We start from the raw sequence: 23968 nt of genomic DNA on the forward strand, positions 1-23968 counted from the left end.
GTTTATATTCAGCGACCTGACGGGAATGGCTATTATCGTGTTGATTCGTATAATCCCATAAAAGGCGAAATCGCCTCTCGTAAATTGACACAGCTTTCTGAGGTTTCAGAGGCGACAGCAAAGAGCTACATAAGTGAGGCCATTACGAAATACCCTTCTGGCGCGACCATTGCGAATGGTCCATCTAGTGGGGCTTTGGGTGGCCAAAAATTGCAAGGGACTGTTATTCTTGAGGTTCCTCCACAGAATGGAGTAATTCCAGAAACCATCTTGGACTCTGCCAATAAAGCAGGAGTTTTAATTAGAGATACTAATGTGAAGGTGTATTAATGGGGCTGCCTATTTATTATTGTAAGTCTTGGTTTCGGATGAAAAAGTTTGCGATAGAGCCTATGGATGAATCTCTGGCACATTCTAGGCATCTCTCGGGTGAATCATATACGGCTCTCATTGGGTCGGACTCTGCGCCATCTTGCTTTGTTGAGTTCTCCATAGATAAAGGAATGGTTGGTGTCGGTTTTTTAGATAAAAAATGTCGTGAGTATCTGACCTACCAATTTCAAGTAACAGATGCGGATAACTTATTTTTGACTATGGCGACTCATCGTGAGTTTGAAGGGGATGGAGACGAGGTCATTGGTGGGGAGTCCTACATTTTCAATGAGGAAGGCGGCCTTGTTATTAGGCGAGAAAAATTTAATCCTCATGAGATTGAAGAGGCCAGATCAAGTTTCGAATCGTCTCGAAATTATGAAAAAATCCCCAAGTTCGGTTGTTACTCTAATGTAACAAAAGCTGATAGATGAAACAGGCGGGTGAGTTTCATTATAAATTTTAAGGGGTCTGAGTTGATCTGGCACCGGCCTTGCGCCGGTGTTTTTGCACCCTATCTGCACCCTTTTTGCCGCCTTCTTGCATCCTTTCTGCAGTCAAGTTGCATCCCTTTTGCACCCACCCTGACGACCTACGGTCTATCTGCTCAATACTCCCTTTGTAGTGTCGCGGAAATAGATATTCCCGGAATACCTAAGCAGATGGCCGCACACAGCCAAGTCTCTGATGCTGGTAAGGGGCTTGTCGGCTCCGGAAATGGGAATTTTGTCGCTCAATCTGTACCCAATAATGCTGGAGACTTGGTTTATCGGGGAATAGATACGGAATACAAAATTCTAGATAATATCGCTGACCAGTTGGGGAGAAATACCTCCGTAAGAGGAACAGTAAATATCCTTACGGAGAAAGCGGCTTGTGCCAGCTGTCTGAATGTGGCTGAGCAGTTCAAAGCGAAGTACCCCAATATTACCGTTAATATTCTTGATAATCAGGGTGTTATGCTGCGCCCTCCGAGGAAGACGCCGTGATGGAAGACAGAGTGACTTATGGTGAAATCCGGGCTTGGTTTCTGGGTAGCTATTATAGCTATTGCAAGGTCAAGCTCAGCCACCAAAGCTCATGGGCCGAAGGTGAAAGTGAAGTGGGTTATGCCTATGGCGAGCTTGAAAACTCATTTGAATTACCTATTGAAAAGTTAATGCTCGAAGTTATAGCACTTATTCTTTCAGCAGGACGATCTCCGGAAAAGGTCCAGAAGTATCATCTGGATACCATCTCTAAATTGTTAGAGGAGTTTGAACTCTCCTCTATCTTGGAAGATCTGCCTTCTGATGAAGTCGTGGAGCTTAAAGATGACCTTAGATTATTAGGGGTATGTTAATAGGGTAAAGCAGATATAGTCCGAAATATTTGTTGGTGCAAAAGCAACTGGCGGGGCGATAGACCGTGTCGGGATATTGGAATTTTCTCCCAGATCCCTGCGGAGAAAGTTTTTATTGTCTCACTCATCATCTAATGAAGATTTGGGGGAGGCAGTGATAAAAGGACTTTTAACTAGTCGAATGATTAACCCGAAAGATGAACCAGTTTTTTTGATGCTAGAGGAAGAGTAGTTCCTCAGTACAATTTATGGGTAAGCGAAATTATGGGTCGGTTTGGGTATAAAGCCAAACGGGCGATGCTCAAGGATATGAAGCAATGTGTGATCGAATTCTTTAAAAGCACTATGGCTATTAAACCTAGCCACCACGAAAAACCAGAAGCATGGAGTGGTAAAGGAATAACTGAAAGCGACTATGTGGTGATTTCAGGTAATAGTTCTCCAGCTGAAATCGGTGCGACTCTTCGATTAGCTATCAGTCATTGTACATAGAAAAATAACCCCGGCAGTGCCGGGGTTATTTATTTCACTCCGCCGTAATCACTAAATACCTCTTCATCACCCCTTTGAGAACGGCAGCCTGCCCAAAATTGTGGTGCATGCCGTCATGGGTGGTTTGCTGGCAGAGGCCACGGGCAGCGATTTCAAAACTGGCGCCATGGCTGCGGGCTTGAACGAAGCCATGGCAGATACGCTGTCAACGTTATCCGGTGGCGACACCAACGTTCATGTGATGCTGTCCCAATTGACTGGTGTGCTTGCCGCCGCAGCCGTCAACGGTGATCTTCAGAAAGGCTCCGAGGTTGCTCAGAGTGCAACCATTTACAACCATGACCTGCACAGGAAGAATGCCGAAAGCTTCGCCAAAGGCATCGCCGATGCATGCAGGCAAATGCCCGGTTACTGCGCGCCAGGGGCTGAAAACGTAACTGAACAGCAGATGGTTCAAGCGCTGGAAGCCACCGCGCGGCATGGTCAAGGGAGGGAAAAGGTCGATCCTGCTGCGCTGCAATTGGTCAGTCAGTTTCTGAACCAGTTTGAGAGCACCAAAGATACGCTGTTTACGCCGACCGAATCGGAGAGTCATCGGCTTGGGGTGGAGGCAGAAGCGGAACTGGCGCTGGCCATTATTTCGCTGGGAAGTGCTGCTAAAGCTGTGGCTTCGAAAACGCCAGGGTGGCTTGAGAAGCTGGCGGGGATGTTGCAAAGCGGGGAAAAAAATGGTGCAAAAGATCTCACAACGAATCTTTCAGAGGTTTGGACTCTTAAACCGACTCAACGAGGGGTAGACATTGAGTCATACCTTGCTAAAACTGAGTATTCACCGCAGAGCGGCTGGTATAACGTAGGGGCCGAAAGAAATGGGTATTTCCCGCTTGTTGATTTTCAGAATGGTAATACGCTCGTTAGTCTGAAATCTGTAGATACGGTAGGAAGTACGTGGTTAGGCCGAATGCAAGATCATATTATCGACTTAGGGACAAATGGCGCGAAAGTCAATGGTGTACCAGCAAATATGGTGCTTGACCTGCGAGTTCAGCCTGGTGGCTCGGCTGCTGCTAAGTCGCTTATCGAATTCGGCCGTGAATATAATGTCAAAGTGGTTGTTAAAGAATTCAAGTGAGACCTGAAAAGATGAAGCGATTCAAGTTTGTTTTTGATGTCGAGTCGATCAGTGGTTTGCAGATGCTGGCTTTGGTTGAAGAGCTTTTAAGTAAGTTTTCCTCCCCTACGATATTTTTTCTGCATGGGGTTAAGATTGATATCAAAACGCTTGAAAAGAAAATATTGAAAAAAAAATCATGGCCTAGTGGTTTGGTGTCTGGTGGGTTTGAGCTCCGATTCGGGTTGCTTCCAGCACTGGGTTATTGCTTTTTGGTACTAGAAGAATCAGAGGGTCATGGTAATACTAAGTTGGAAGAGGAAATAAGGCCTATTCTCAATGTTGAAGGTTTTATTCAGGCATGGGTTTCTGATGTCGAATATGATTTTTGGCAGAACGCTACAGACCCTCTAGAGTATGAATGCGTGGGTCGCCCTCTTTCAGGTCTTCCAATGAAGTCGAATGGCTTGCCTCCCCCCTTGGATCAAATGGAAATTGATACCTCAGGGAATCCTGGCCGTAACGTGCTCAGGCAAGGATATATTGAGGCGATTGGAAGCACTATGTGGCTAGGCAACCTCTTCTGGGAGAGAGCAGGCGTGGATAGATTTGCCAGCATTTCGCTGTTGGAGAGCCAGGGATTTAAAGTTTATGAGTGTGGTAAAGTTATTAAAGTTATAACGTCTGATAAGGTTTTTTTTGATGGTTCAACCCTAGAAAAACAACGTGCTCTCAGGCAGATTTTATTTGGATTAAATTGACGGTTTAGATGGTGCAAAAGGAATTTCAATTACGATTGAACCAAAGATTGCCGACCAAATGGGTAAATGGGGTTGGACGGAAAGCTCTATACAGTCTGTAATCGATAAACCAGTCAAAACGGTTGTGACGAAAGATACTCGTTTTGATACTGTGTCAGGGAGCCGCCTTAACGATCCAGCTACTGGGTATATCGCTAAGGATGGTTCTTATGTGGTAAGGAATGATCGCACGGGAGCGATTGTCCAAGTCTCCAATAAAAAGATCCTGAGTGGGTTGCACCATGGGACTGATTACAGTTGAAGTATTCGTTGAGGATTTACCTGTTACACCTACATTGATGTGGAGTGGCATTCCTTTGTTTGATGTTGGCGATGGAATCAGGCTGGTCGACTACTGCAAAAATAATAATATTGCAGTTCTTGGTATTGAGGGTTTTAAAATCAAGGGAAACAAGAGAGTTCCAGGCATGGATTGTATTGTCGACTTTTCCGCGTCATTAAATGAAATGAATTTCGCTTTGAAGTCGATAGAAGCGAGTCGAGTAATTATTGAAAGCATGAGTGGTAGTGGTATTTTGATGGAGTTTGTGCTCGTTAAGGTTTAGATGGTGCAAAAGGAACAGGGCAAGCTTTACGGGAGGTCGAGATTAGTTCTGGTGGTAAAGGTGCATGGAATAAAGAGCTGAATAAGCCTGTGCCGAATACCGTATATAAGGTCGATGGGAATAAAACTTTTCAAACAGATGGCTTGGGCCGCGTTGAGAAAGTCGAGTCAAATCTTTCATTGACTAAAAATGATCGGAATACATATCAGCAATGTGTGGCAGGTAAGTGAGGCGTCAGTGGGGACGAGGGTGGGCACTTGATTGCTAGTATATTCAACGGACCTGGGGAGAGATTGAATCTCCTTCCCATGAATGGGAACTTGAATAAAGGTACTTGGAAGTCTATGGAGAATACATGGACGTCCGCACTTAAGGAAGGCAAGCAGGTTAGCGTGAAGATTGAGCCTGTGTATTCTGGCAAAAGTGTTCGGCCAGATAGCTTTAATGTGGAGTATTCAATAGGCGGTGCTCGTCCAAAAGAGATTGTATGTAGTGGTCTAATGAAACCGGACACCCATTTAGGCGAGAATGCTCGCCATAGAGAGGTGTCTGATGACCAAGCAACGTCGTACCTTTACCCCTGAGTTCAAGCGCGAGGCTGCGTGCCTGGTGCTCGACCAAGGCTACAGCCATATCGAAGCCGCCCGTTCGCTCGGATTGGTCGAATCGGCGCTTCGTCGATGGGTGAGCCAGCTTCAGCAAGAACGTAGCGGTGTTACTCCCACCAGCAAGGCTCTGACACCTGAGCAGCAAAAAATCCAGGAACTCGAAGCCCGTATCAATCGGCTAGAACGGGAAAAATCGATCTTAAAAAAGGCCACCGCGCTCTTGATGGCCGAGGAACACGAGCGTTCGCGTTAATCGATCAACTGCGGGCTCAAGAGCCTGTTGATCTGTTGTGCTCGGTATTTGATGTCACCCGATCTTGCTACTACGCGTACTGCCGGAAACGTCGGTATCCGGATGCCGAACGAGTAGTCTTGCGTAGCCGCGTGAACGAGTTGTTTACGCAAAGCCGAAGCGCTGCGGGCAGCCGGAGCATCATGCCGATGATGAAAGAGGACGGCATTCAGATCGGGCGATTCAAGGTACGTAGGTTGATGCGCGAGCTGAACTTGATCAGCAAACAGCCGGGCTCCCATGCCTACAAAAAGGCTACCGTGGAGCGGCCTGATATCCCGAACGTGCTTGATCGTGGGTTCAGCGTGGCATCCCCGAACAAAATCTGGTGCGGTGACATTACGTACGTCTGGGCTGAAGGCCAATGGCACTATCTGGCGGCTGTCATCGACCTTTGTGCCCGGCGTGTTGTAGGTTGGGCGTTCTCAGCCAAGCCTGATGCCGACCTGGTGATCAAGGCATTGGATATGGCCTATGAGCGGCGTGGCCGGCCTCAGAATGTGCTGTTTCACAGCGACTAGGGCAGCCAATACGGCAGCCTGAGTTTCCGCCAGAGACTATGGAGATACCGCTTCACGCAGAGCATGAGTCGGCGCGGCAACTGCCACGACAACGCGCCGATGGAGCGGCTATTTCGCAGCCTGAAGACTGAATGGATACCGACGGTGGGCTACATGAGCGCTGTGCTGGCGCAGCAAGATATCAGTCGGTTTTTGATGGAGCGGTACAACTGGCGGCGACCGCATCAATTCAACGAAGGGCTACCGCCTGCGGTCGCAGAGGAAAAACTCAATTCAGTGTCCGGGATCAGTTGACCACTACAGTATTTAAAAACTCACCGGGTGGAAATTGATGCGTAGTGATGATGATATCTACAATGACATTGGGGGTATTTTATTTGAAATTGCTCCCGGCGGAGCCTGTAAAATTATAATGCGGGCACAGTTATCCCAAGAGCTAGATAGCTGTGAGTATGAGTATGACTACATTGATGAACAAGGTAACGTTGCCTGGTTCACGGCAGGCGGGCGAGCCAATACAGATATTTTAGACCTTTTAACAGAGCTTCGCAGTTGGTATGTTGAGAATAAACTTACAGGAGGGCTGCCAGCGTGGAGTGGCTGTGAGGTAACCTTGGACTTAGTTAAAGTTAAAATAAGTATAGACTTTATTTATCCTTGAAAATTAAGCGGCAGGTTTAGATGTAGAAGCTTAGGCTGAATATGGGGTGTTTTTGCACCCTATCTGCACCCTTTTTGCCGCCTTCTTGCACCCTATTTGCATCCTTTCTGCAGTCAAGTTGCATTCCTTTTGCACCCACCCTGACGACCTACGGTCTGAATCGCCCCTGGTTTCGTAGACACCTCCAAGCCTCGTACTGCACCCGGAAGAACGCAAGCTCATCTCCGAGCAGGCCAAGGCGCTGGCGCAAGAGCAGAACATCAGCGTGGCCGAAGCCGAGCGGCGCATGGCCGAGGCATTTGCCTACTACACCGACAAGGACTGGCAGACCACGATCAGCGCTGCGGGCGTGAAGTTCGACGACAGCACCCTCGCCCACCTCGGGCAGGCGCTGGCGCCGCTGGGGGCGAACTATGCGACCACGGACAAAGGGGATGTGCCGAGCATCAGCGACCCGCACAAGGTGTATACCGCCTCGGAAACGTTGGCGTTGCTCAAGAACTACGAGATCAACCACGCAAATTTCTATGATCCGAAGGTGAATCAGGAATACCTGATCAACGACAGATTCCTTCAGAACTGGGAACAACTCGCCTATTACGACCGCAACCTCAATTACGGCAAAACCGATCTGCTGGGTGGCGGGATTGGCGTAGGGCAAGGCATTGCGGCGGCAGTGGCAGAGTCAGCCAAAAACATCTACGGCTTGGGTGAAGGGCTGGTCACGGACTTTAGTGGCACCAGTTCTCGTATTACCAACGGACTGATTCAGAAGGCCAGCAATCCGTACGAAGTCGCACAAGCCTTCGAGAGCGCCAAGCAGGACGCGAAAGTCCAGGCGTTTGTTTTGCGCCTGCAAGGCCAGGAACAGGCTGCCCTGCGGGTGGAAATGCAGTGGGAGACCGAGTTCGCCCTGAGCTTTGCGGTGATCAACAAAGCAGGGAAGCTGGGGCAGGTTGCGAAAGCGCTTGGGGAGCGGGAGACGGCTTGGAAGGCGTCGAGCCTGGTGGACAACGCTGGTGGTAAAAATGGGCCACCTGGAAAGAATCCGAATTCGACAAGTGGTATAACGGATGCGGAGGCAGGGATGCCTTATGCGCATTCGGTGGGGGGTGCAAAAGGTACTCCTGCTTGGGACAACGCTATATCTAAAGCTGACGGAGACTTCGGGTATCTCCCACCTGTCCGACAAAACTATGTTAAAGATGTTTACGACTTGCAAGGTGCTGTGGACAAAATGCGTGCCGGCGGCGCTAGCGCAGAAGAAGTCGCAAAATATGCATATGGCGCAAGAAACGAGTTGAAAGTAAAGTATAGGGAGTATACGCCTCCGGATATGCTTGACGTAATCGATGCAAGAAATTTGGAGCGATATGGTAACAAGATCGGCCCTGCATTTGATGATTTAGTTAAAAAGGGAAAAACTTTTGATCAGATAATTGAGAGCTCTACGCGAGCTGGTGGTGGAGATCTTTTTCAATGAAAAAATTTATTGATGAAAAAGTGTTTTCTCTTGGCCGCATGAGGTCTGGGAGACTGTATGCGGAGCTGACTTCTGATGTGGGCTGGGAAGGCTTCCCTAATTATGCCGAAGAATTCGTTAAGTTATTTTCTGGAAAGATTATTAGCAGAAGTGATTCTGTTGATACTAGAGTGTGGGGGGTGATTATAAAAGACCGGCCCCTGCGATTGGTTTATGAAGACTTTCCTGTGATGATTAGTTTGGAGTCGCAAAGTGAGGAGGGGGATCGACTTATCGAGGAATTAAAAGAAATTTCTATTAAGTAGAAATAGTCCTTCGGTGCAAAAGGCGCAGGTGAGGTTGCCTCTATAGGCGGAAAGGCCTGTGTTTATAACTGCGTTATTGATGGCGTGACTCGTTACGTTGGAAACCGACGACATAGTTAAACGCAGTCAAGCTCACCTCAGACAAAAAGGTATAGTGGTTTCCGAAATCAGAGGGCTTGAGAATATTTCTCGTGCTGACGCTCGGGCAGTTGAGCAAACACTGATCGATTACGATGGCCTTGGTAAAGATGGCGGCACGTTAATCAATACTAACTCTACATAGTCCATCAAAAAACCGACCAAGTATGGTTTGTTTTGCGCCTGCAAGGCCAGGCGAAAGGTGTCCCGCTGAGTGTGTTTCAAAAACAATTTGGCTCTAAATTTGGCCCTATAACGGCGCCTGACAATATTGCGCAGCAAATGGCAAGCTCCGGAAATGGCGCTCGGGGAGTTGTGTTTGGTTCTTATGGGCTGGGTCAGCCAGGGCATGTTTTCAATGTGTTTAATCAGAATGGTGTTGTTAGATTCCTTGATGGGCAGACCGGGAAGCCAGCAAATCTCAGTAATTTCAAAATACTACGCAGTCTGGTGCGCTTCATGTTCTTGGAACAGCAAAGCCCTTAGAAAGTTATTTGGAGGACTACATAAAAGAGAAGGCCGTGAAATCTAGGTGATTTAACGGTGCAAAAGCAACTGGTGGCGCTGCCAGAAAGGTAGATGATCTAGCTACTAGTGGCTTAAGCTCAGCGTCAAACCTTCCAAGTGGAACAGGTCTTGGGCCACGCTTACGCACAGTGGTTTCCTGCTGCTGACCAAACAGCTCTTCGAGTTTGGTCGAAAGCAGTCGGGCCAGCTCTCATCGCTGGAATAATTGTCAATGCACGGCGGTATGGATCTCTGACATTCCGCACAAGGGCGGGTGGGCCGGGTGGCTCGCTCTGGCTGTGGGACGGTGACGAAGAGTATCGACCGGACAGGGCATTCAGCTCGCAAGAGCAGAAGTACCCCACCCGAGGATTAATCAGCGCGCCCTTGCTGGTCGAGCGCATCGAAAAAAACTACAGGGCCCAGCCCCATGAAGTCTGGTGAGGCTTGCCGCTGGTAGCCGGCCCTTTCAATGCATGACCGCCCGCGTAATCAAAAAGCTCAGCAACTCGCCCTCGTCATCCAGTTCGATGGCCTGCACCGGCCGTGGCAGGTTGTCGAGCACGCTGCGCCAGAACGCCTGTGAGGTTTCATCCTGGTCATAGAAGCGCACCAGCCAGTCCCCTTCCCCACTCATCAGCACCTGGGTAGCCAATGCCTGGCCGATGCCCTTGCGCCGGTAGCGCTTGAGAATGAACAGGTCGGCCAGCTCCTGTGCGTCCAGCCCTGCCAGTTCGCTGCGCTCGACCAGCAGGAAGCCGGCGATGTAGCCATCGACCAGGATCAGGTTGGCGCTCCACTGCGGCTCCTGCCAGTAGCGGGCCAGGTGCTCGTCGTGGATGTAGAAACGGCCGTCCACCTCGACGTCTTCCTGCTCCCAGTCCGAGGACTCGTAGGCATAGAACTGGTAGAGGTTGCGGATCAGCTCGATGTGTTCAGGGCCGGTCGGGATCAGTTCGACGGTGAGTTCACTCATGGCTACGGCAGGGGCTCGATGAAAAAGAGCGCGCAGTCAGCCACGATTCGCGTCACAACTCAACCCATTCGCCCTGCGAGTAGACGCTGAACCGGTTCGACTCGGAAAGCCGCATGGTGTAGGACGATTGCACGTGGTGGGTCTGCCCGCCGTCGCCGAGCAGGCGTACTTCGGCACCGCAGATGAAGTTCGAATCGCGTTCCGGGCCCATCGATGCGCAAGAGACGGTGGAGACTTCTATGCGGCCCAGCACCTTGATCGGCGACGTCATCCGGCCACTGGCGTGAAGCTTGCGGGTGAAGTCAGCCATGGCGTCTTGCACCTGGCCCTGGGTCGGCATCCAATCGGGGCAGACATAATCGTCACCGCTGCAACTCTTGTCCGAGGCCGCAGGGGCGGCGTAGGTGAAAACCGGGAAGGAGAACAGAGCGAGGGCAAGCAGTGAAGTGCGAAGCATGAAGGCGAGGCCATCCTGGGCGATCTGGGCGCGGGATGATGTCATGCAGCCCTCTTCGCCAGCAAGGCTGGCTCCTACAGTCCTGTGCGGGTCAGCCTCCCGGCGAACAAGCGCATCGCGCTCACTCCATCAGAACTGCACCTTCACCTGTACGCCGGCCAGCAACGCGTCCTGGGTGTCCTTGCCGGAAAATGCACCCGGCTCCATCACGTACTGCACGCTCGGGCGCACCGTCAGCCAGCGGGTTACCTGGGCGGTGTAGCTCAGTTCCAGCAACTGCTCGCCCATGTCCAGGTTGCTGACACTCTGCGCCTGGGCCAGGTCGCCACCGCGCTCCAGGTTGGCGATCTGGACATCGCGGCTGCGCGAGTTGAACACCGCACGGCCGTATGCCAACCCCACGTTGTCATGCTCGCGCGAAGCGAACGGTCGGCTCAGCACAGCTCCGGCCGCGTACCAGTGCGAGAACGGCGAAGTGGCCGTGTCGGTGTCGGTGGCCTGCGCGAACAGGCGTACGCTGCGCCCCCGGGTCGAATCCGAACGCCATACCATCTGATCGACCAGGACATAGGCACCGTGACGCCCCGCCGCCTTGCTGTCGGGCTGGCCGATGCGCGCAGTGTCGGAGGTGTCGTAATACCAGCCGAACTTGTACTGCCCGTCATAGGTAGCCAGGTTGTTGTAGATCAGCTCCACCGGCAGGATGGCCCCGGTGGTGCCGCTGGAGGTCAGGTCGAAGGCCTTGGACGAGGCGCTGTTGGTCTCGGGGTTCACGTTGAACCAGGCGGTCTGCACCGTCCACTCGGGGCTGATGCGGTATTTCAGCTCCATGCCCCAGTGCGCGGTGGGGTAGTTGCCCCAGCCACTGCCACCGGACATGCTCAGCGGGTGCGCGCAGAAACCTGCGTTGACGAAGTTGGTGAGGATGCCCATGCCGCCGAAGTCATTGCCCATGGCCATCCAGCCGAGCTTGACGTTCAGGTCGTCGGTGAACAGGCTGCGCGCATAGCTCAGCTCGCTCAGGCGCGTGTACAGCCCGCCGTAGATCTCCTGCACCGGCAGCCGGTTGCCCACCAGGTCTTGCGAGGCGCTGTTGCCGCGCCGGTCATTGATCGTCAGCTGGACCGTGCCTGCATCCGCCTCGCCCAGCAATGTCTCGAGGTCGAAGGTAGCGCCCAGGCGGACCTGCTGCGCATAGCGCGCACCGTGCTTGAGGCCACCGCTGACCAGGCCCATGGTTTCCGACACATACTCGCCGGTGAGCTTGACGCCGCTCGCCTCCAGGCGTGAGCGGCTGCCGCCCCAGTCGCCGGTCAGGGTCGGGCTGTCGACAAGGGTGTCGAATGCATCGGCCTGCACCGCACACGCCAGCAGGCTGGAAGAAAGGCCCACGGCAAACGCGAGGGGGCTGAACGGAAAACGCGAAAAGAGGCTCAAACGGCCCTCCCGAAAGACAATAGATCGCCACCCGGTCAGCGACGAAGGCGCGAACCGGGACACAAGAAATGCAGGTGGCCTATGTTACGGGATTTTATGTACTAACCGTTTAATTTGTAGACTTTGGTGCAACGCCCTGGCCGACCGGCGACTGGCTCAGGGCAGGTACAGCTGGAACAGGCCGCCGCCCAGGGCACCGCCATTGGCGATCTCGATGCGCCCGCGCACACCGTTGCGCTCGTGCAGCGCAGCAATGCGTTCAGCGAAGTACAGGCCCAACCCGGTGCTGCCGGTGTGCAGGTTGATGCCCTGCACGTAGTCGGCCTGACGGTCGATCATGCCCTGTGGATAACCCGGGCCGTCGTCATTGATGCTCAGCACCAGTTGCTCGCCCTGCTCGGCCACCGTGACCAGCAAGGCGTGCCCGGCATAGCGGATGGCGTTGTTGATCACGTTGGAGATCACCGAACCGACCAGCTCGCGGTCGAAGAAGCCCAGCGGGTTGAAGGCATCGATCTCGTAGCGCGCAATGATCTCGCGGCTGTCGATGATCGGCTGATTGGAGGCCAGCAGGCCGCCGATGAAGTCGTCCAGGTCATGGTAGTCGGGGCACATGGGCAACTGATTGACCCCGAGTTTGTACAACCCCAGCAGCTGCACGAGCATGCCGTTGAGGTGCGCGAACTCGTGCTCCACCACCGCCTGCTCCGGGCCTTGCGCCTGGGCGGCCGGCAGGCGCGACAGCCACTGGCTGTGCGCCTGCATCAGCATCGCCAGGGAGTTCTTCATGTCGTGTACGGTGGAGGCGATCACCGTGGAAAAATCCAGCCCCTGGGAATCGTTGCTCATGAGCCCACCGCCCGGATACGCAGTTTTCGATAGCGCTCGTAGCGCGGATCGGTATTGGGAATGCCCGCCACCTTGGCCAGGCACGCGCGGCATTCCTCCAGCGCGGCGCTCGAGGGGTTTTCCCCGGCCATGCGCAGCAGCGCCTGGGCAGTGTTCAGTGCAATGCTGATGTTCTTGGGCTGCAACGCCAGCGCGCGCCGGAACTGCTCCAGCGCCTCGCCGACCTTGCCGGCCTGATAGCTGCGCACGCCCTGGCGGTTGAGGTCGACGGCTTCGTTGCCGGCGCCCAGAATCGTCGGGTCGTCGGTCAGCTTGGCGATGCTCTGCATCACGCTCGCGTCGTCACCGTAGACTTCCACGCAGTTCTTGAGGATGGCCGTGCCCGCCGCCTCCTGACCCAGTTGCTGCAACTGCGCAGCCACTGCCAGGGCGGTTTCGGCCGAGAAGAACTGGTCCATGTTCTCCAGCCGCGCAACCGCCGCCTCGGTGAGCTTGGCGGCCGTCTCGGCATCGCCCGCCTGCGCCAGGCCGGTGGCCTTGATCAAGCGCGCACGTACCTGCAGGCCCTGGTCGTCGGTGTACTCCTTGGCCACATCGCCCAGCACCTGGTTCAGCTCCACCCGTGTGCGTGCATCCAGGCCGTTGCCCACGTTCTTCTGGATCAGCGCCTGGGCCAGGCCCAGGTTGCTTTCAGGGTCTTTGAAACGCGAATTCTGGCCCTGGCTCACGGCCTGGCGATAGGCCCGCGACGAGGTGTCGAAGTCGGCGTTGCCCAGGGCCAGCTTGCCCAGTTGCATCTGCCGGCGGACCGCCAGCGGCGACAGGCGTACGGCCTCTTCGAGCACCGACTGGGCACGGCGGGTTTCACCTGCGGCAGCCAGCACGTCGGCCAAGCCGTCGTACAGGCCGGGCATCATCGAAAACGCCTTGATCGCCTGTTCGTAGATTTCCTTGGCCTGGACGGCCTGGCCGCGCTTGAACAGCAGCTTGCCCAACGCCGCGTATGCCCATGGCGTAGGGCGGTTGGCCAGGATCGCCTTGAGAAAGCGCTCCAGCTCTTCATGCCGGTTGAGGGCGCCCAGGGCGTCGGCACGGTAGCGCAGGCACAGCGGCGCGAAGCGCGGGTCCTGCTTGCACAGGTTGTCGCAGGCCAGCAGCACTTCGGCCGGTCGGCCACGGTCCAACGCCTGCAAGATAGGCTTGAGCAGGGTCTTGCGCTGTACCAGCTTGTCCAGGCGCTGGGTCAGCCCCAGGCGGTTGAAGGGCTTGGTCAGGTAGGCGTCCGGCTCGTGCTCCAGGGCACTGAGCACCACCGCCTGGCTGCTCTCGGCCGTCACCATGACAAAGATCGCCTCGTGGCTGATCAGCTTGTCGATCATCAGGTCTTCCAGCACCTGCTGGCCGTTCTTCTTGCCGTCGCCCAGGTGGAAGTCGTGCAGGATGAAGTCATAGCGCTTCTGCCCGCACATGCGAATCGCCGTCTCGCCGCTCTCGGCAGTATCGACGTCGCGGATACCCATTTCCCGCAACATCGAACGCACGGACGTGCGGAAGTCGGTGAAGTCATCGACGATCAGAAAACTTTTTTGGCTATACACCAACATCCACAAAACCTGACTTGGAAGAAAGAAGAGCGGCGCCAAGGCGCCTACAGGGACAGGCTCGGCTTCAGGACGCAAGCAGCGCGACGATCATCGCCAGCGCATGCTGCTTGGCAAGCAACGTCAACGGCTGCAGGCCTCGGAAAGGCTATCGGCAGCACGTGCACTTTGCTTGAGGCGCCGCAAGCATGCGGCACGAAGCCAACGCGCCAAGCGTGATGGCGCGATGCCATCATACTTGGCCGACTGCCGTGCTACAACAGGCCCAGCGCCTTGGCCCGGGCAACCGCCTGGGTGCGGCGCTCGACGCCGAGCTTGCTGTTGATGTGGCTGGCGTGGGTCTTGACGGTGTGCAACGAAATGAACAGTTGCTCGCTGATCTGCTGGTTGGAGCACCCCAGCGCGATCAGCTTGAGTACCGACATCTCTCGCGCACTCAGAGCCTCGGTGCCCGCCCCGGGGGCCGGCGGGGTATCAACCACCGGCAACAGCGACAGCAGGCGCGCCTGCACCGGCCCCGCCGGCTGGGCCAGCAACTGCTCGCGCATCCACTCGGGGTGATCTTCCAGCAGCCGCTGGAAGGGTTGCAGCACGCCCCCCTGCGCGGCCTCCAGGGCCTGGGGCAGCAACACCACGGCCGCCTCTGCAGCACCGCTCGCCAGCAACAGGCCGATATGCTGACACACCGCGGTGGTGCCGAGCAGCTGGCCGCCATTGCTGCGCCCGTGCTCGGTCAGCGCCTGCAGGCGTTGTGCGGCCTGTGCGGTACGCCCCTGGGCCTGTTCCAGCAGGGCCTGCTGCAGTTCGATGTGCAAAGGCAGCAGCGGATGGAACTCCGGTGCGGCGGCGGCACGTTCGCCACCGTAGGTCTGGCCCAGGCGCAGCAGCCAGGATTCGGCCAGATCCATGCGCCCCTGGGCCAGCCACAGCTCGCATTTGACCAGGGTGATCATGGCCAGATAGAACACCGGCGGCACGTCCCAGATATGCATCAGGCGCTCGGCCTCGGCCAGCTCGCAGAAGGCCTCGGTAAAACGCCCCTCGCGTCCGTCCAGGGTGGCCAGCACGCAATGCCCGATCAGTACGCTGATGTCGCGACAGGCACGCGCTTCCACCAGCCCGGCGCGCAAGCGCGCACGCCCTTCCTGGGGCTGCAGCCCGGCGACCAGCAGGTAGCCTTCGTACAGCGCCAGGCGCGCACGCGCCGCGTACAGGCGCTGGGCCGACAGCCCTTGCAGGCGTTGCAGGCCGTGGCGCACCTCCTCCATCGAACGCAGGACCTCGCCACGGGCATGCAGCACCCGCGCGCGATCGTAGTGGGCCAGGGCCTCGAACAACGGGTTGCCGACCCGCCGTGCCAGCTCCAGCGCCTCGCGGTTCCAGCCACGGGCGTGCCAGAAATCGCCCTCGGCGATGGCCAGGTTGGACAACGTGGACAGGCACATCAGGCGCTGGCCGTAGCGCTTGGTGGGCAGGCTGCGCAGCGCCTGCTGGCAGTACGAGCGGGTTTTCAGACGGTCGCCGCGACCGCGGGCGATGATTCCGCTCAGGGCCAGCCATTGCGCCAGCATGGACTTCTGCGCCGTGGCCGAAGGCGCCGGCAGGAACCGGCTGAGGTGGCTGACCAGTTCCTCGGCCGCATCCAGCTGGCAGGCCAGCCCCAGCGCCCAGCTGTACAGCACGATCAGGCGCGGGGTGCTGATCAGCAGGCTGTCGGGCAGGTCCATCTTCCAGCGCAGCAGCATGCCGACGTTCTGTTCGGCCAGCAGTTGCTCTTCGGACAGGTTCTGCACCAGGTTGGCCGCCACGTCCAGGTGACCGGCGCGCAGGGCCTGCTCCACCGCCTCGTCGAGCAGGCCCTGGGCGTGGAACCAGCGGCACGCGCGCAGGTGCAGGCTGGCCAGCGGCTGGCTGGCCTGGCGGGTGCGCAGCAGGTCGGAGAACAGGTGGTGATAACGCAGCCATTGACCCTGCTCGTCCAGCGGTACCAGAAACACCTGGTGTGCCTTCAGGTAACGCAGTATCTGCGCGCTGTCGTGGCTTTCGCGCAGGGCATCGCACAGGTCGGCGCAAAAACGCTCCTGGCAGGCGGTGTCGTAGAGAAACGCCTGCACCTCGGGCGGCAGGCAGTCGATGACTTCTTCGAGCAGGTAGTCGCGGATCAGCCCTTCGCCGCCATGCAGGGCGTGGGGCAAGGCGCTGTCGACCCCCGCCTCGGAGGCGGCCAGCAGCCAGAAGCGCAGGCCGGCGACCCAGCCATCGCTGCGTTGAATCAGGTTGTCCAGGGCCTGGCCACGCAGCGTGGTGGGGTGCTGGTCGAGCACGGCCAGGGATTCCTCGGGGCTCAGGCGCAGGTCCTGTTCGGTGAGTTCGAGCAACTGCTGCGACAGGCGCAGGCGCGCCAGGTGCCAGTCGGGACGCTGGCGGCTGGTGACCAGCAGCACCAGGCCAGGCGGCAAATGATTGAGGAAGAACTGCAGGCAGCGGTCGAGCACCGGGCCCTGGGCCAGATGGTAGTCATCGAGCACCAGCAGCAGCGGGTTCTGCGGGTGCAGGTGCAGGGCCAGTTCGTCGAGCAGGCTGTCGAGCCACTCCTCGAAGGCAAAAGGCTGGTGCCGCTGGCGCATCTTGAGCAGGCCCAGGGCCTGGTTGCCCAGGTCCGGGCAGAACTGCTGCAGCCCTTCGAGCAGGCGCTCCAGAAAGCGCCCGGGGTCGCTGTCGCGCTGGCTCAGCCCCAGCCACAGGCTGCCCCACGAGGCCGGCAGGCTCTGGCAGAACTCCACGGCCAGCGAGCTCTTGCCGAAACCGGCGGGCGCCGAAACCAGCAGCAGTCGACCGCTAAGGCCGGCGTGCAGGCGCTGGCATAGCCGCGGGCGCGGCACGTGCCCCTCGGGCAGTGGTGGACGGTAGAAGCGGCCCTCCACAGCGCTGATGGCCTGGCTGGCGAACCCTTGCATACGCGACAGATCAGTCATGGCCGGCTCGTTTTAGTTGGAAGTCTTCGGCAGAACAGACCCGCCGAGACTAGCGCTTTAAACGGCACATTTGAAGATGATTGGCGCAGAGGTCGGAAAAAAGACTACAACAAAAAGCGACAAAAACTCACGAAGCGCAGCATTGCGTGCAATTCATCCCGCATTGCCCCTCACGGCCTGTTGTCGGGCCACACACAGAAACGCCCCGGGCAAGCCGGGGCGTTCTGGGGATCACACGGAGGAGGTTCTAACTCAGCGCACACCATCCTGGCGCAGCGCTGCCGGCTGGAAGTCGGCCTTGCTGGCAGTGAAGTCGAAGTTGTAGGCCTTCTGCTCTTCGTTCTTCATGCCCAGCGCCAGGTAACGGCCCGACTGCAGGTCGTAGATGGCTTCCAGGGTGTACCACGGCACCTGCTTGTTGTAGTAGTCCTGGGCATGTGCCTCGGATACCCGCCACAGCTGGCCGCGGCCGTCGTACTGGTCGATCACGGCCGCTTGCCAGGTGTCTTCGTCGATGTAGAAGTCACGCTTGGCATAGATATGCCGCTGGCCCGGCTTCAGGGTGCCCACCACATGCCACACGCGACGCAGCTCGTAACGGGTCAGGTCCTGGTTGATATGCCCCGGCTTGATGATGTCGGCATACTTGAGGCTCGTCGAATCGAGCTTGTAGCTGTTGGAGGCAATGTACATCTCCTTCTTGCCTTCCAGCTTCCAGTCGTAGCGGTCCGGCGCACCGTTGAACATGTCCAGGTTGTCGGAGGTACGCAGGCCGTCAGCGGCGGTACCCGGGCCGTCATACGACACTTGCGGGGCCTGGCGCACGCGGCGCTGGCCAGCGTTGTACATCCAGGCCTTGCGCGGCTCCTTGACCTGGTCGAGGGTCTCGTGAACCAGCAGCACGGTACCGGCCAGGCGCGGCGGGGCGGTCACTTTCTGCTTGAAGTAGAACAGCACGTTGCCAGGGTTGGCCGGATCGAAATCCTTCAGGCGATCGCGGAACATGAACTGTTCCTCGAGCTTCACCATGCTGTAGCTGCCGTTCTGCTGCGGCGTGGCCTGGTTCACCACACGCGTGACGCCACCGCCACGGTAGCGGGTGATGTGGTTCCAGATCACCTCCACACCGCTTTTCGGGATCGGGAACGGAATCGCGATCTGGAAGTTCTCCAGCCCGTTGCCGCCAGCTACCAGGTTGGTGGTGGTGGCGTTCTTCTTGATGGCGGCGAACACCGAGTCCGGCACCGTGGAGCCACGCTGGGTCGGGTACACCGGCAGCTTGAAGGTGTCCGGATAGCGCTTGAACATGGCCAACTGGCCAGGGGACAGCTTGTCCTTGTACTGGTCGACGTTCTGCGCGGTGATGGTGAACTTGGGCTTGTCGTTGCCGTACGGGTCGGACAGGAAGCCCTTGGCATCGACCGAACCGGCCGTGGTGCTCAGGGGCTGCCAGGCGGTGATCGAACCGTCGGCATTGCCGGCCTTCTCGGCGCCCATCGGGGTCAGGCTGGTGCCCAGCTTGGCGGCTTCGTCGGCGGACACCGCCGCCATCACGCCGGTGGCGAGCAGCGACAGGCTCAGCACACCGATTTTCAACAGACTCTTGGTTGCTTTCATGATCTTGGTCTTCCCGGATCAGTGCTTAGAAGTTCACGCCGAAGCTGAGGGCGATGAAGTCGCGGTCATCCACGGTGGTGTACTTGCCATCGAAGAAGTTGGTGTACGACAGGCTCGCGGTGTAGGTGTTCTGGTATTCGGCGTCCAGGCCCAGGCTGACCGCCTTGCGCCCTTCCTCGAAGTTGCCGCCCGGGCCTGGCGAGTAGCCGGACACGTCATGCGACCAGGCCACGCTCGGCTTGAGGTTGACCCCGGCGAACACATCGTTGTAGTCCCAGATCACGCGGCCACGGTAGCCCCACGAGGTGCTGGTGGTGTAGCCGTCCTTTTCGCACTTGCGGCTGCGGTTGGCGGAGGAACCACCGCCAGGCGCGGCGCCACCGATGGTGCCGGCGTTGAGGATGTCCGAGCAGGTGTTGAGGCCGAAGGTATCCGGCAGCGGGCCAGGGCCATACACCGGATCGCGGCCGTAGCGCAGCTTGTCGGCGCTTTCCAGGCCGCCCACGTGGGTCACGCCCACTTCACCTACCACGGTCATGCGGCTGGCGCCCATCACCTGGTCGAAGAAGTGCGTCAGGGTGGTCTGGAACTGGGTGATTTCCTTGCGCTTGTAGCCGTGCAGGTCGGTATCGGCCTGGCCCTTGAGCAGCGAGGCATTGCCGAACGTGCCGCCCAGCTGGGTGACCCCGGCGTACAGGATGTCGGTGGTGTTCAGTTGCACCGGTGCGTTCGGCCGGTAGCTGATTTCACCGCTCCACGCGGTGCCGGTAGGCAGGGTGGTGGAGAAGCTCAGGCCGTACAGGCGGATGTCTTCGGGATACTCGACGAAGTACTTGGAGTTGCCCGCCACGATGGCGGCGCCGGTGCGCGGGTCGACCATGCCGGCAATGGCGTAGGCCTGTGCAGAAGCCCCCGTGGCGCTGAAGATCGGCGCACGGCTGTGGTAGTTCATGGCGTAGGCGCCGAACTCGGTATTGAGCGGTTCGAACATGTAGCGCAGGGCAACACCGAACTGGCCGCTGTCACGGGCATCGCGGTCGGGGCCGCGCGCCACCTTGATGCCTTCCTCGTTCACGTCCACGCCGAAGTTGGCCAGGCCGGCGATCTGTGCCGGGGTCATGGTGCGGCTGCTGGACAATACGCGCAGGTTGTCGGTGCAACCGTCGGCGATGATGTCCGGCTGGGAGAAGAAGGTGCCGCAGTTGTCGACGACGGTCTGGTCCCATTCCAGCTGGTAGAAGGCTTCGGCCGACAGGTTGTCGGTCAGGCTCTGGGAGATGTAGAACATGTTGACCGGGATCAGGCCTTCCTTGATCTCGGCACCCGGGCGGCGGAACGCGGAAACGTCGATGGGGTTGATCGAGTTGATGCCACCACCGATGAAGGTACTTTCACCCCAGCTCACCACCTGCTTGCCGAAACGCACCGAACCCGGCAGTTCGCCAATCGAGTAGTTGTGGTAGACGAAGGCGTCGAGCAGCTCGGCACCGGACGACTTGGCGCCCTCTTTGCGGTTGGAGTCGCTGATATCCTTGAACTGACGGTGTTCGTCCTTGAGTTCGAAGTCGTACCAGTACTTGCCACGCACGAACACGCCGGTGTCGCCGTACTTGAGCTCCAGGTCGTGGATGCCCTTGAAGATCTTCGAGAAGGTCTCGCCGCGCTTGAAGTTCAGGTGGCCGTCGTCGGAGGTCTGCGACAGCCCCTTGCCGCCGTTGTTGACGCCGATCAGGTTCTGGTTCGGCTTGGCCGTCGACCAGCTGGCCCCCACGGACAGCGACGAGTCGAACTGACCTTCGATTTCACCGATGTTGAAACTGACGCCGAATGCAGGGCCGGCGAGCGTAGAAGCGAGGCTGACGGCCAATGGCAATTTCGCCCGGCGCCAGAACAGATTTACTGATGTCATCGACGCTACTCCATGTACTTTATTTTTATGGCAGTGAGTCCTTTGAGAAACGCATCGAACGACCGACGTGAATACGCCTGCTGGTCGACCAACGTGGCAGTGCGCAGTCATTTGCGCGGGCCCCCGTCCCTAAAAATCCCCTGACCCGACTATAGCCAGCAGGTACCTGTGCTTGATCCCTCTAAAGTGTGATTTGCACGTTGGTACTACACCCAAAGAGCTGATTCGCTCGCCAACTGCGCGGGCAGCGGCAAGGATGGCCTATTTTTTCGCTTTGACAAGGCGCGCAGGTGTCTGGCGCAAGGGTCGCACCCGCCAGGGCGCGACCGGCCCGCCTTCAGAGGGTGGACAGAAATGCGCTGTTGCTGGCCTGCCAGTGGCTGATGTCGACGCGGATGCGCTTCTTGTCCAGCTTGCCCACGCTGGTCTTGGGAATTTCGGTAACAAGGGCGATCTGGCTGGGGATTGCCCACTTGTTGATCATGCCCAGCTCCACGTAGGGCTTGAGGTGCTCCTTGAGCTCGCGGGCGTCGATGCTGGTGCCGTCACGCACCACCAGCAGGGCAAACGGACGCTCGCCCCACTGCGGATCGGGTACACCCACCACCGCCACTTCGCGCACCGAGGGGTGGCGGCTGACGAGGTCTTCGAGGGCCAGCGACGACACCCACTCCCCGCCGGTCTTGATCACGTCCTTGATGCGATCGCGGATATCGACCACGCCCATGCTGTCGATGGTCGCCACATCCCCGGTGTGCAGCCAGCCGCCCTGCCACAGCTCGGCGCCTTTCTCCGGTTCGCGGAAATACCCCATGCTCAGCCACGGCGCGCGCAGCACCAGTTCGCCCTGGGACTCGCCGTCAGCCGGCAGGAAGCCGCCTTCGGCATCCATCACCGCGGCCTCCACCAGCGGCACCGGCACGCCGGCCTTGATGCGGTAGCTGATGCATTCGTCGTCGCTGCCGGCCAGCAGCTCTTCGTTGAGGTGGGCACAGGCCACCAGCGGGCAGGTTTCCGACATGCCATAGGCCGCCGTGAGCTGGATGCCCTGGGCCTTGGCCGACTCATACAGGGCGCGGTTGAGCGAGCTGCCGCCAATGATGATCTTCCAGCCGCCGAAATCCTGGCCCTGCGCGCCCTTGGCGTTGAGCAGCATCTGCAGGATGGTCGGTACGCAGTGCGAGAAGGTGACCTTTTCGTCCCGCCACAGCTGACACAGCATCTCCGGCTCGTAGCGCCCCGGGTAGACCTGCTTGAGCCCGAGCATGGTGGCCACGTAGGGGATGCCCCAGGCGTGCACGTGGAACATCGGGGTGATGGGCATGTACACATCATCGGTGCCCAGCAGGCGGATGCTGTCGATGCTGCCGGTCACGGTAGCCACGCCCAGGGTGTGCAGCACCAGCTGGCGGTGGGTGAAATACACGCCCTTGGGGTTGCCGGTGGTACCGGTGGTGTAGAAGGTGGTGGCCACCGAGTTCTCGTCGAAGTCGGGGAAGTCGTAGGTGGTGGCCGCGCCGGCCAGCAAGTGCTCGTACTCGCCCACCAGGTTCGGCAGTTCGGCATGCTTGTCGGGGCCGTCGGTGAGCAGCAGGGTCTTCTCGACCGTGGTCAGTTGCGGCGCGATGGACTGATACAGCCCGATGAAATCGCTGTTGACCAGTACGAAGCGGTCTTCGGCGTGGTTCATGGTGTAGAGGATCTGCTCGGGCGACAGGCGCACGTTGATGGTGTGGGCCACCGCGCCGATCATCGGGATGGCGAACATGCACTCCAGGTAGCGATGGCTGTCCCAGTCCATCACCGCCACGGTGTCGCCGGCCTTGACCCCGGCTGCGGTGAGCACGTTGGCCAGGCGCGCGATGCGCTCGCTCAGGGTCAGGTAGTTGTAGCGCAGCTGATCGCGGTACACGATCTCGCGGGTTTTCTCGTAGCGGCTGCCCGACATCAGCAGGCGCTTGATCAGCAGCGGGTATTCGTAAGCGCCCGCAGCGGGGGCGATAATCCTGGTTTGCAGCATGGGAGTCCCTTTTTCGAGTACGCAGGCATGGCAATACGGCGCTTACTCTAGAACGGGACGGGGGCGCTCAAATCAGCCAAAGGAATGATTTGCGCGCCCGCAGGGATGACAGGCCAATGGCCATCAACCGCCTCAGTGCATCTCGGTGAAGGCGATCTTGATACCCAGCGCCACCAGCACCGCGCCCATGCCGCGATCGAACCAGTGGCCCATGCGCGCAAACCCGGAGCGGACACGGGCGTGGCTGAACAGCAGGGCCACCAGGCAGAACCACAGGCCGGTGGCCAGCGCCAGGTAGGCCCCGTAGCCGGCCTGTATCAGCAGCGGCGTGTGCGGGTTGATCACCACCGTGAACAGCGACAGGAAGAACAGCGTGGCCTTGGGGTTCAGGCCGTTGGTCATGAACCCTGCCACAAAGGCGGCACGCGGGGTGCGCGCCACGGTCGAGACCTGCACGCTCTCGCTGCCGGCAGGCGCCGGGCGGGCACGCAGGGCCTTGATGCCGATGTACACCAGGTAGGCCGCAGCCAGCCACTTGAGCACGTTGAACAGCATGATCGACTGCGACACGATCAGGCCGATGCCCAGCAGCGAATAGCCCACATGCAGGAAGATCGCCGTGCCCACGCCGAAGGCGGTCCAGGTACCGGCGCGCCGACCGTGGGTAACACTTTCGCGCACCACCACCGCAAAGTCCGGGCCGGGGCTGGCCACGGCCAGCAGGTGGATCAGCGCAACGGTGAGAAATTCTGCCCAGTACATGGGGTGACGCTCCTGGCAAACGATCGGGTGGCGTACCTTACCCACTGCCTGGCAGTTCTGAAAGATACAGTTACAAGTGAATCGGCACAGTCACCTCCCGTGCAGCCGGATGCCTGGCTTTACGCCCACGGCGATGCAGGCTCTAATGCCCCACTACCTGCTCAAAC

At 57.9% G+C, this 23968-nt stretch carries 21 protein-coding genes and 3 pseudogenes; 14 read left to right on the plus strand and 10 right to left on the minus strand.

Annotated features, from left to right (window positions below; genetic code table 11):
- The first annotated feature begins 329 nt into the window (after window positions 1-329).
- The 14 genes and pseudogenes from NP552_RS21415 (at window position 330) to NP552_RS26165 (ending at window position 9177) form a co-directional block, all read left to right on the plus strand.
- Window positions 330-806, plus strand: a complete 477-nt coding sequence (locus NP552_RS21415; protein WP_274097132.1) for a lytic transglycosylase — start codon at window positions 330-332, stop codon at window positions 804-806.
- Window positions 807-815: 9 nt separating this feature from the next.
- Entirely contained in the window at window positions 816-1361 is a 546-nt protein-coding gene (locus NP552_RS21420; RefSeq protein ID WP_274097133.1) for a deaminase domain-containing protein, read from the plus strand.
- Window positions 1361-1714, plus strand: coding sequence for an Imm2 family immunity protein (imm2, locus tag NP552_RS21425; RefSeq protein WP_024672729.1), 354 nt, complete (start codon window positions 1361-1363; stop codon window positions 1712-1714). Before NP552_RS21420 ends, imm2 begins: the two co-directional genes overlap by 1 nt.
- A gap of 219 nt (window positions 1715-1933) precedes the next feature.
- A pseudogene (locus tag NP552_RS26155) lies at window positions 1934-2206 on the plus strand (contact-dependent growth inhibition system immunity protein); the annotation flags it as partial.
- A 115-nt stretch (window positions 2207-2321) separates the two neighbouring features.
- Window positions 2322-3338, plus strand: coding sequence for a hypothetical protein (locus NP552_RS21430; RefSeq protein WP_274097134.1), 1017 nt, complete (start codon window positions 2322-2324; stop codon window positions 3336-3338).
- 11 nt (window positions 3339-3349) lie between these two features.
- Window positions 3350-4078, plus strand: a complete 729-nt coding sequence (locus NP552_RS21435) for a hypothetical protein (protein WP_078481540.1) — start codon at window positions 3350-3352, stop codon at window positions 4076-4078.
- 58 nt (window positions 4079-4136) lie between these two features.
- The gene (locus NP552_RS21440; protein ID WP_078481539.1) at window positions 4137-4379 is read left to right on the plus strand and encodes a colicin E5-related ribonuclease; all 243 of its coding nucleotides are present in this window, start codon (window positions 4137-4139) and stop codon (window positions 4377-4379) included.
- A complete protein-coding gene (locus NP552_RS21445; RefSeq protein ID WP_274097135.1) occupies window positions 4360-4683 on the plus strand; it encodes a hypothetical protein in 324 nt (107 codons plus the stop codon). The genes NP552_RS21440 and NP552_RS21445 overlap by 20 nt, the downstream gene beginning before the upstream one ends.
- Window positions 4684-4772: 89 nt before the next feature.
- Window positions 4773-5267 (plus strand): annotated as a pseudogene (locus NP552_RS26160) (DNA/RNA non-specific endonuclease).
- Window positions 5236-6398, plus strand: a pseudogene (locus NP552_RS21450) (IS3 family transposase). Before NP552_RS26160 ends, NP552_RS21450 begins: the two co-directional pseudogenes overlap by 32 nt.
- A 37-nt stretch (window positions 6399-6435) precedes the next feature.
- Window positions 6436-6765: a hypothetical protein gene (locus tag NP552_RS21455; protein ID WP_274097136.1), complete on the plus strand. Its 330-nt coding sequence runs from the start codon at window positions 6436-6438 to the stop codon at window positions 6763-6765.
- A 265-nt stretch (window positions 6766-7030) separates the two neighbouring features.
- Window positions 7031-8248 carry a hypothetical protein gene (locus NP552_RS21460; RefSeq protein WP_274097137.1) on the plus strand — a complete coding sequence of 406 codons (1218 nt, stop codon included), beginning with the start codon at window positions 7031-7033 and terminating at the stop codon, window positions 8246-8248.
- Entirely contained in the window at window positions 8245-8553 is a 309-nt protein-coding gene (locus NP552_RS21465; RefSeq protein ID WP_253086812.1) for a DUF3630 family protein, read from the plus strand. Before NP552_RS21460 ends, NP552_RS21465 begins: the two co-directional genes overlap by 4 nt.
- Window positions 8554-8907: 354 nt before the next feature.
- Window positions 8908-9177 carry a toxin glutamine deamidase domain-containing protein gene (locus tag NP552_RS26165; protein ID WP_353229557.1) on the plus strand — a complete coding sequence of 90 codons (270 nt, stop codon included), beginning with the start codon at window positions 8908-8910 and terminating at the stop codon, window positions 9175-9177.
- A gap of 490 nt (window positions 9178-9667) precedes the next feature.
- Here NP552_RS26165 and NP552_RS21470 read toward each other — a convergent pair whose 3' ends face one another.
- The 10 genes from NP552_RS21470 to NP552_RS21515 form a co-directional block, all read right to left on the minus strand.
- Window positions 9668-10174 (minus strand): GNAT family N-acetyltransferase, encoded by a 507-nt coding sequence (locus NP552_RS21470; RefSeq protein WP_054916224.1) that lies wholly within the window; start codon window positions 10172-10174, stop codon window positions 9668-9670.
- Window positions 10175-10226: 52 nt separating this feature from the next.
- Window positions 10227-10676 (minus strand): hypothetical protein, encoded by a 450-nt coding sequence (locus NP552_RS21475; RefSeq protein WP_054916225.1) that lies wholly within the window; start codon window positions 10674-10676, stop codon window positions 10227-10229.
- An 84-nt stretch (window positions 10677-10760) separates the two neighbouring features.
- Window positions 10761-12068 carry a carbohydrate porin gene (locus tag NP552_RS21480; RefSeq protein WP_274097138.1) on the minus strand — a complete coding sequence of 436 codons (1308 nt, stop codon included), beginning with the start codon at window positions 12066-12068 and terminating at the stop codon, window positions 10761-10763.
- A 156-nt stretch (window positions 12069-12224) separates the two neighbouring features.
- Window positions 12225-12917, minus strand: coding sequence for a sensor histidine kinase (locus NP552_RS21485; RefSeq protein WP_054916226.1), 693 nt, complete (start codon window positions 12915-12917; stop codon window positions 12225-12227).
- Window positions 12914-14521, minus strand: a complete 1608-nt coding sequence (locus NP552_RS21490) for a tetratricopeptide repeat-containing response regulator (RefSeq protein ID WP_043864364.1) — start codon at window positions 14519-14521, stop codon at window positions 12914-12916. The genes NP552_RS21485 and NP552_RS21490 overlap by 4 nt, the downstream gene beginning before the upstream one ends.
- A gap of 251 nt (window positions 14522-14772) precedes the next feature.
- Window positions 14773-17493 carry a LuxR C-terminal-related transcriptional regulator gene (locus NP552_RS21495; protein WP_078481525.1) on the minus strand — a complete coding sequence of 907 codons (2721 nt, stop codon included), beginning with the start codon at window positions 17491-17493 and terminating at the stop codon, window positions 14773-14775.
- Window positions 17494-17745: 252 nt separating this feature from the next.
- Window positions 17746-19110: a DUF1329 domain-containing protein gene (locus tag NP552_RS21500; RefSeq protein WP_043864362.1), complete on the minus strand. Its 1365-nt coding sequence runs from the start codon at window positions 19108-19110 to the stop codon at window positions 17746-17748.
- 25 nt (window positions 19111-19135) lie between these two features.
- Window positions 19136-21019, minus strand: coding sequence for a DUF1302 domain-containing protein (locus tag NP552_RS21505; protein ID WP_043864361.1), 1884 nt, complete (start codon window positions 21017-21019; stop codon window positions 19136-19138).
- 337 nt (window positions 21020-21356) lie between these two features.
- Complete coding sequence (locus NP552_RS21510) at window positions 21357-23039, minus strand: fatty acid--CoA ligase (protein WP_054916228.1); 1683 nt, start codon at window positions 23037-23039, stop codon at window positions 21357-21359.
- Between the two features lie 132 nt (window positions 23040-23171).
- A complete protein-coding gene (locus NP552_RS21515; RefSeq protein WP_043864359.1) occupies window positions 23172-23801 on the minus strand; it encodes a LysE family transporter in 630 nt (209 codons plus the stop codon).
- Between the last annotated feature and the right edge of the window lie 167 nt (window positions 23802-23968).

Source organism: Pseudomonas sp. 8209 (assembly GCF_028682105.1).
Classification (GTDB): Bacteria; Pseudomonadota; Gammaproteobacteria; order Pseudomonadales; family Pseudomonadaceae; genus Aquipseudomonas; species Aquipseudomonas palmensis.

Coding starts and splice junctions, on each gene's coding strand:
- imm2 (WP_024672729.1), top strand. CDS start 1,361: ATGGAAGACAGAGTGACTTATGGTGAAATCCGGGCTTGGTTTCTGGGT.
- NP552_RS21505 (WP_043864361.1), bottom strand. CDS start 21,019: ATGACATCAGTAAATCTGTTCTGGCGCCGGGCGAAATTGCCATTGGCC.
- NP552_RS21510 (WP_054916228.1), bottom strand. CDS start 23,039: ATGCTGCAAACCAGGATTATCGCCCCCGCTGCGGGCGCTTACGAATAC.
- NP552_RS21455 (WP_274097136.1), top strand. CDS start 6,436: ATGCGTAGTGATGATGATATCTACAATGACATTGGGGGTATTTTATTT.
- NP552_RS21495 (WP_078481525.1), bottom strand. CDS start 17,493: ATGACTGATCTGTCGCGTATGCAAGGGTTCGCCAGCCAGGCCATCAGC.
- NP552_RS21440 (WP_078481539.1), top strand. CDS start 4,137: ATGGGTAAATGGGGTTGGACGGAAAGCTCTATACAGTCTGTAATCGAT.
- NP552_RS21445 (WP_274097135.1), top strand. CDS start 4,360: ATGGGACTGATTACAGTTGAAGTATTCGTTGAGGATTTACCTGTTACA.
- NP552_RS21435 (WP_078481540.1), top strand. CDS start 3,350: ATGAAGCGATTCAAGTTTGTTTTTGATGTCGAGTCGATCAGTGGTTTG.
- NP552_RS21430 (WP_274097134.1), top strand. CDS start 2,322: ATGGGTGGTTTGCTGGCAGAGGCCACGGGCAGCGATTTCAAAACTGGC.
- NP552_RS21415 (WP_274097132.1), top strand. CDS start 330: ATGGGGCTGCCTATTTATTATTGTAAGTCTTGGTTTCGGATGAAAAAG.
- NP552_RS21465 (WP_253086812.1), top strand. CDS start 8,245: ATGAAAAAATTTATTGATGAAAAAGTGTTTTCTCTTGGCCGCATGAGG.
- NP552_RS21500 (WP_043864362.1), bottom strand. CDS start 19,110: ATGAAAGCAACCAAGAGTCTGTTGAAAATCGGTGTGCTGAGCCTGTCG.
- NP552_RS21475 (WP_054916225.1), bottom strand. CDS start 10,676: ATGACATCATCCCGCGCCCAGATCGCCCAGGATGGCCTCGCCTTCATG.
- NP552_RS21470 (WP_054916224.1), bottom strand. CDS start 10,174: ATGAGTGAACTCACCGTCGAACTGATCCCGACCGGCCCTGAACACATC.
- NP552_RS21490 (WP_043864364.1), bottom strand. CDS start 14,521: ATGTTGGTGTATAGCCAAAAAAGTTTTCTGATCGTCGATGACTTCACC.
- NP552_RS21515 (WP_043864359.1), bottom strand. CDS start 23,801: ATGTACTGGGCAGAATTTCTCACCGTTGCGCTGATCCACCTGCTGGCC.
- NP552_RS21485 (WP_054916226.1), bottom strand. CDS start 12,917: ATGAGCAACGATTCCCAGGGGCTGGATTTTTCCACGGTGATCGCCTCC.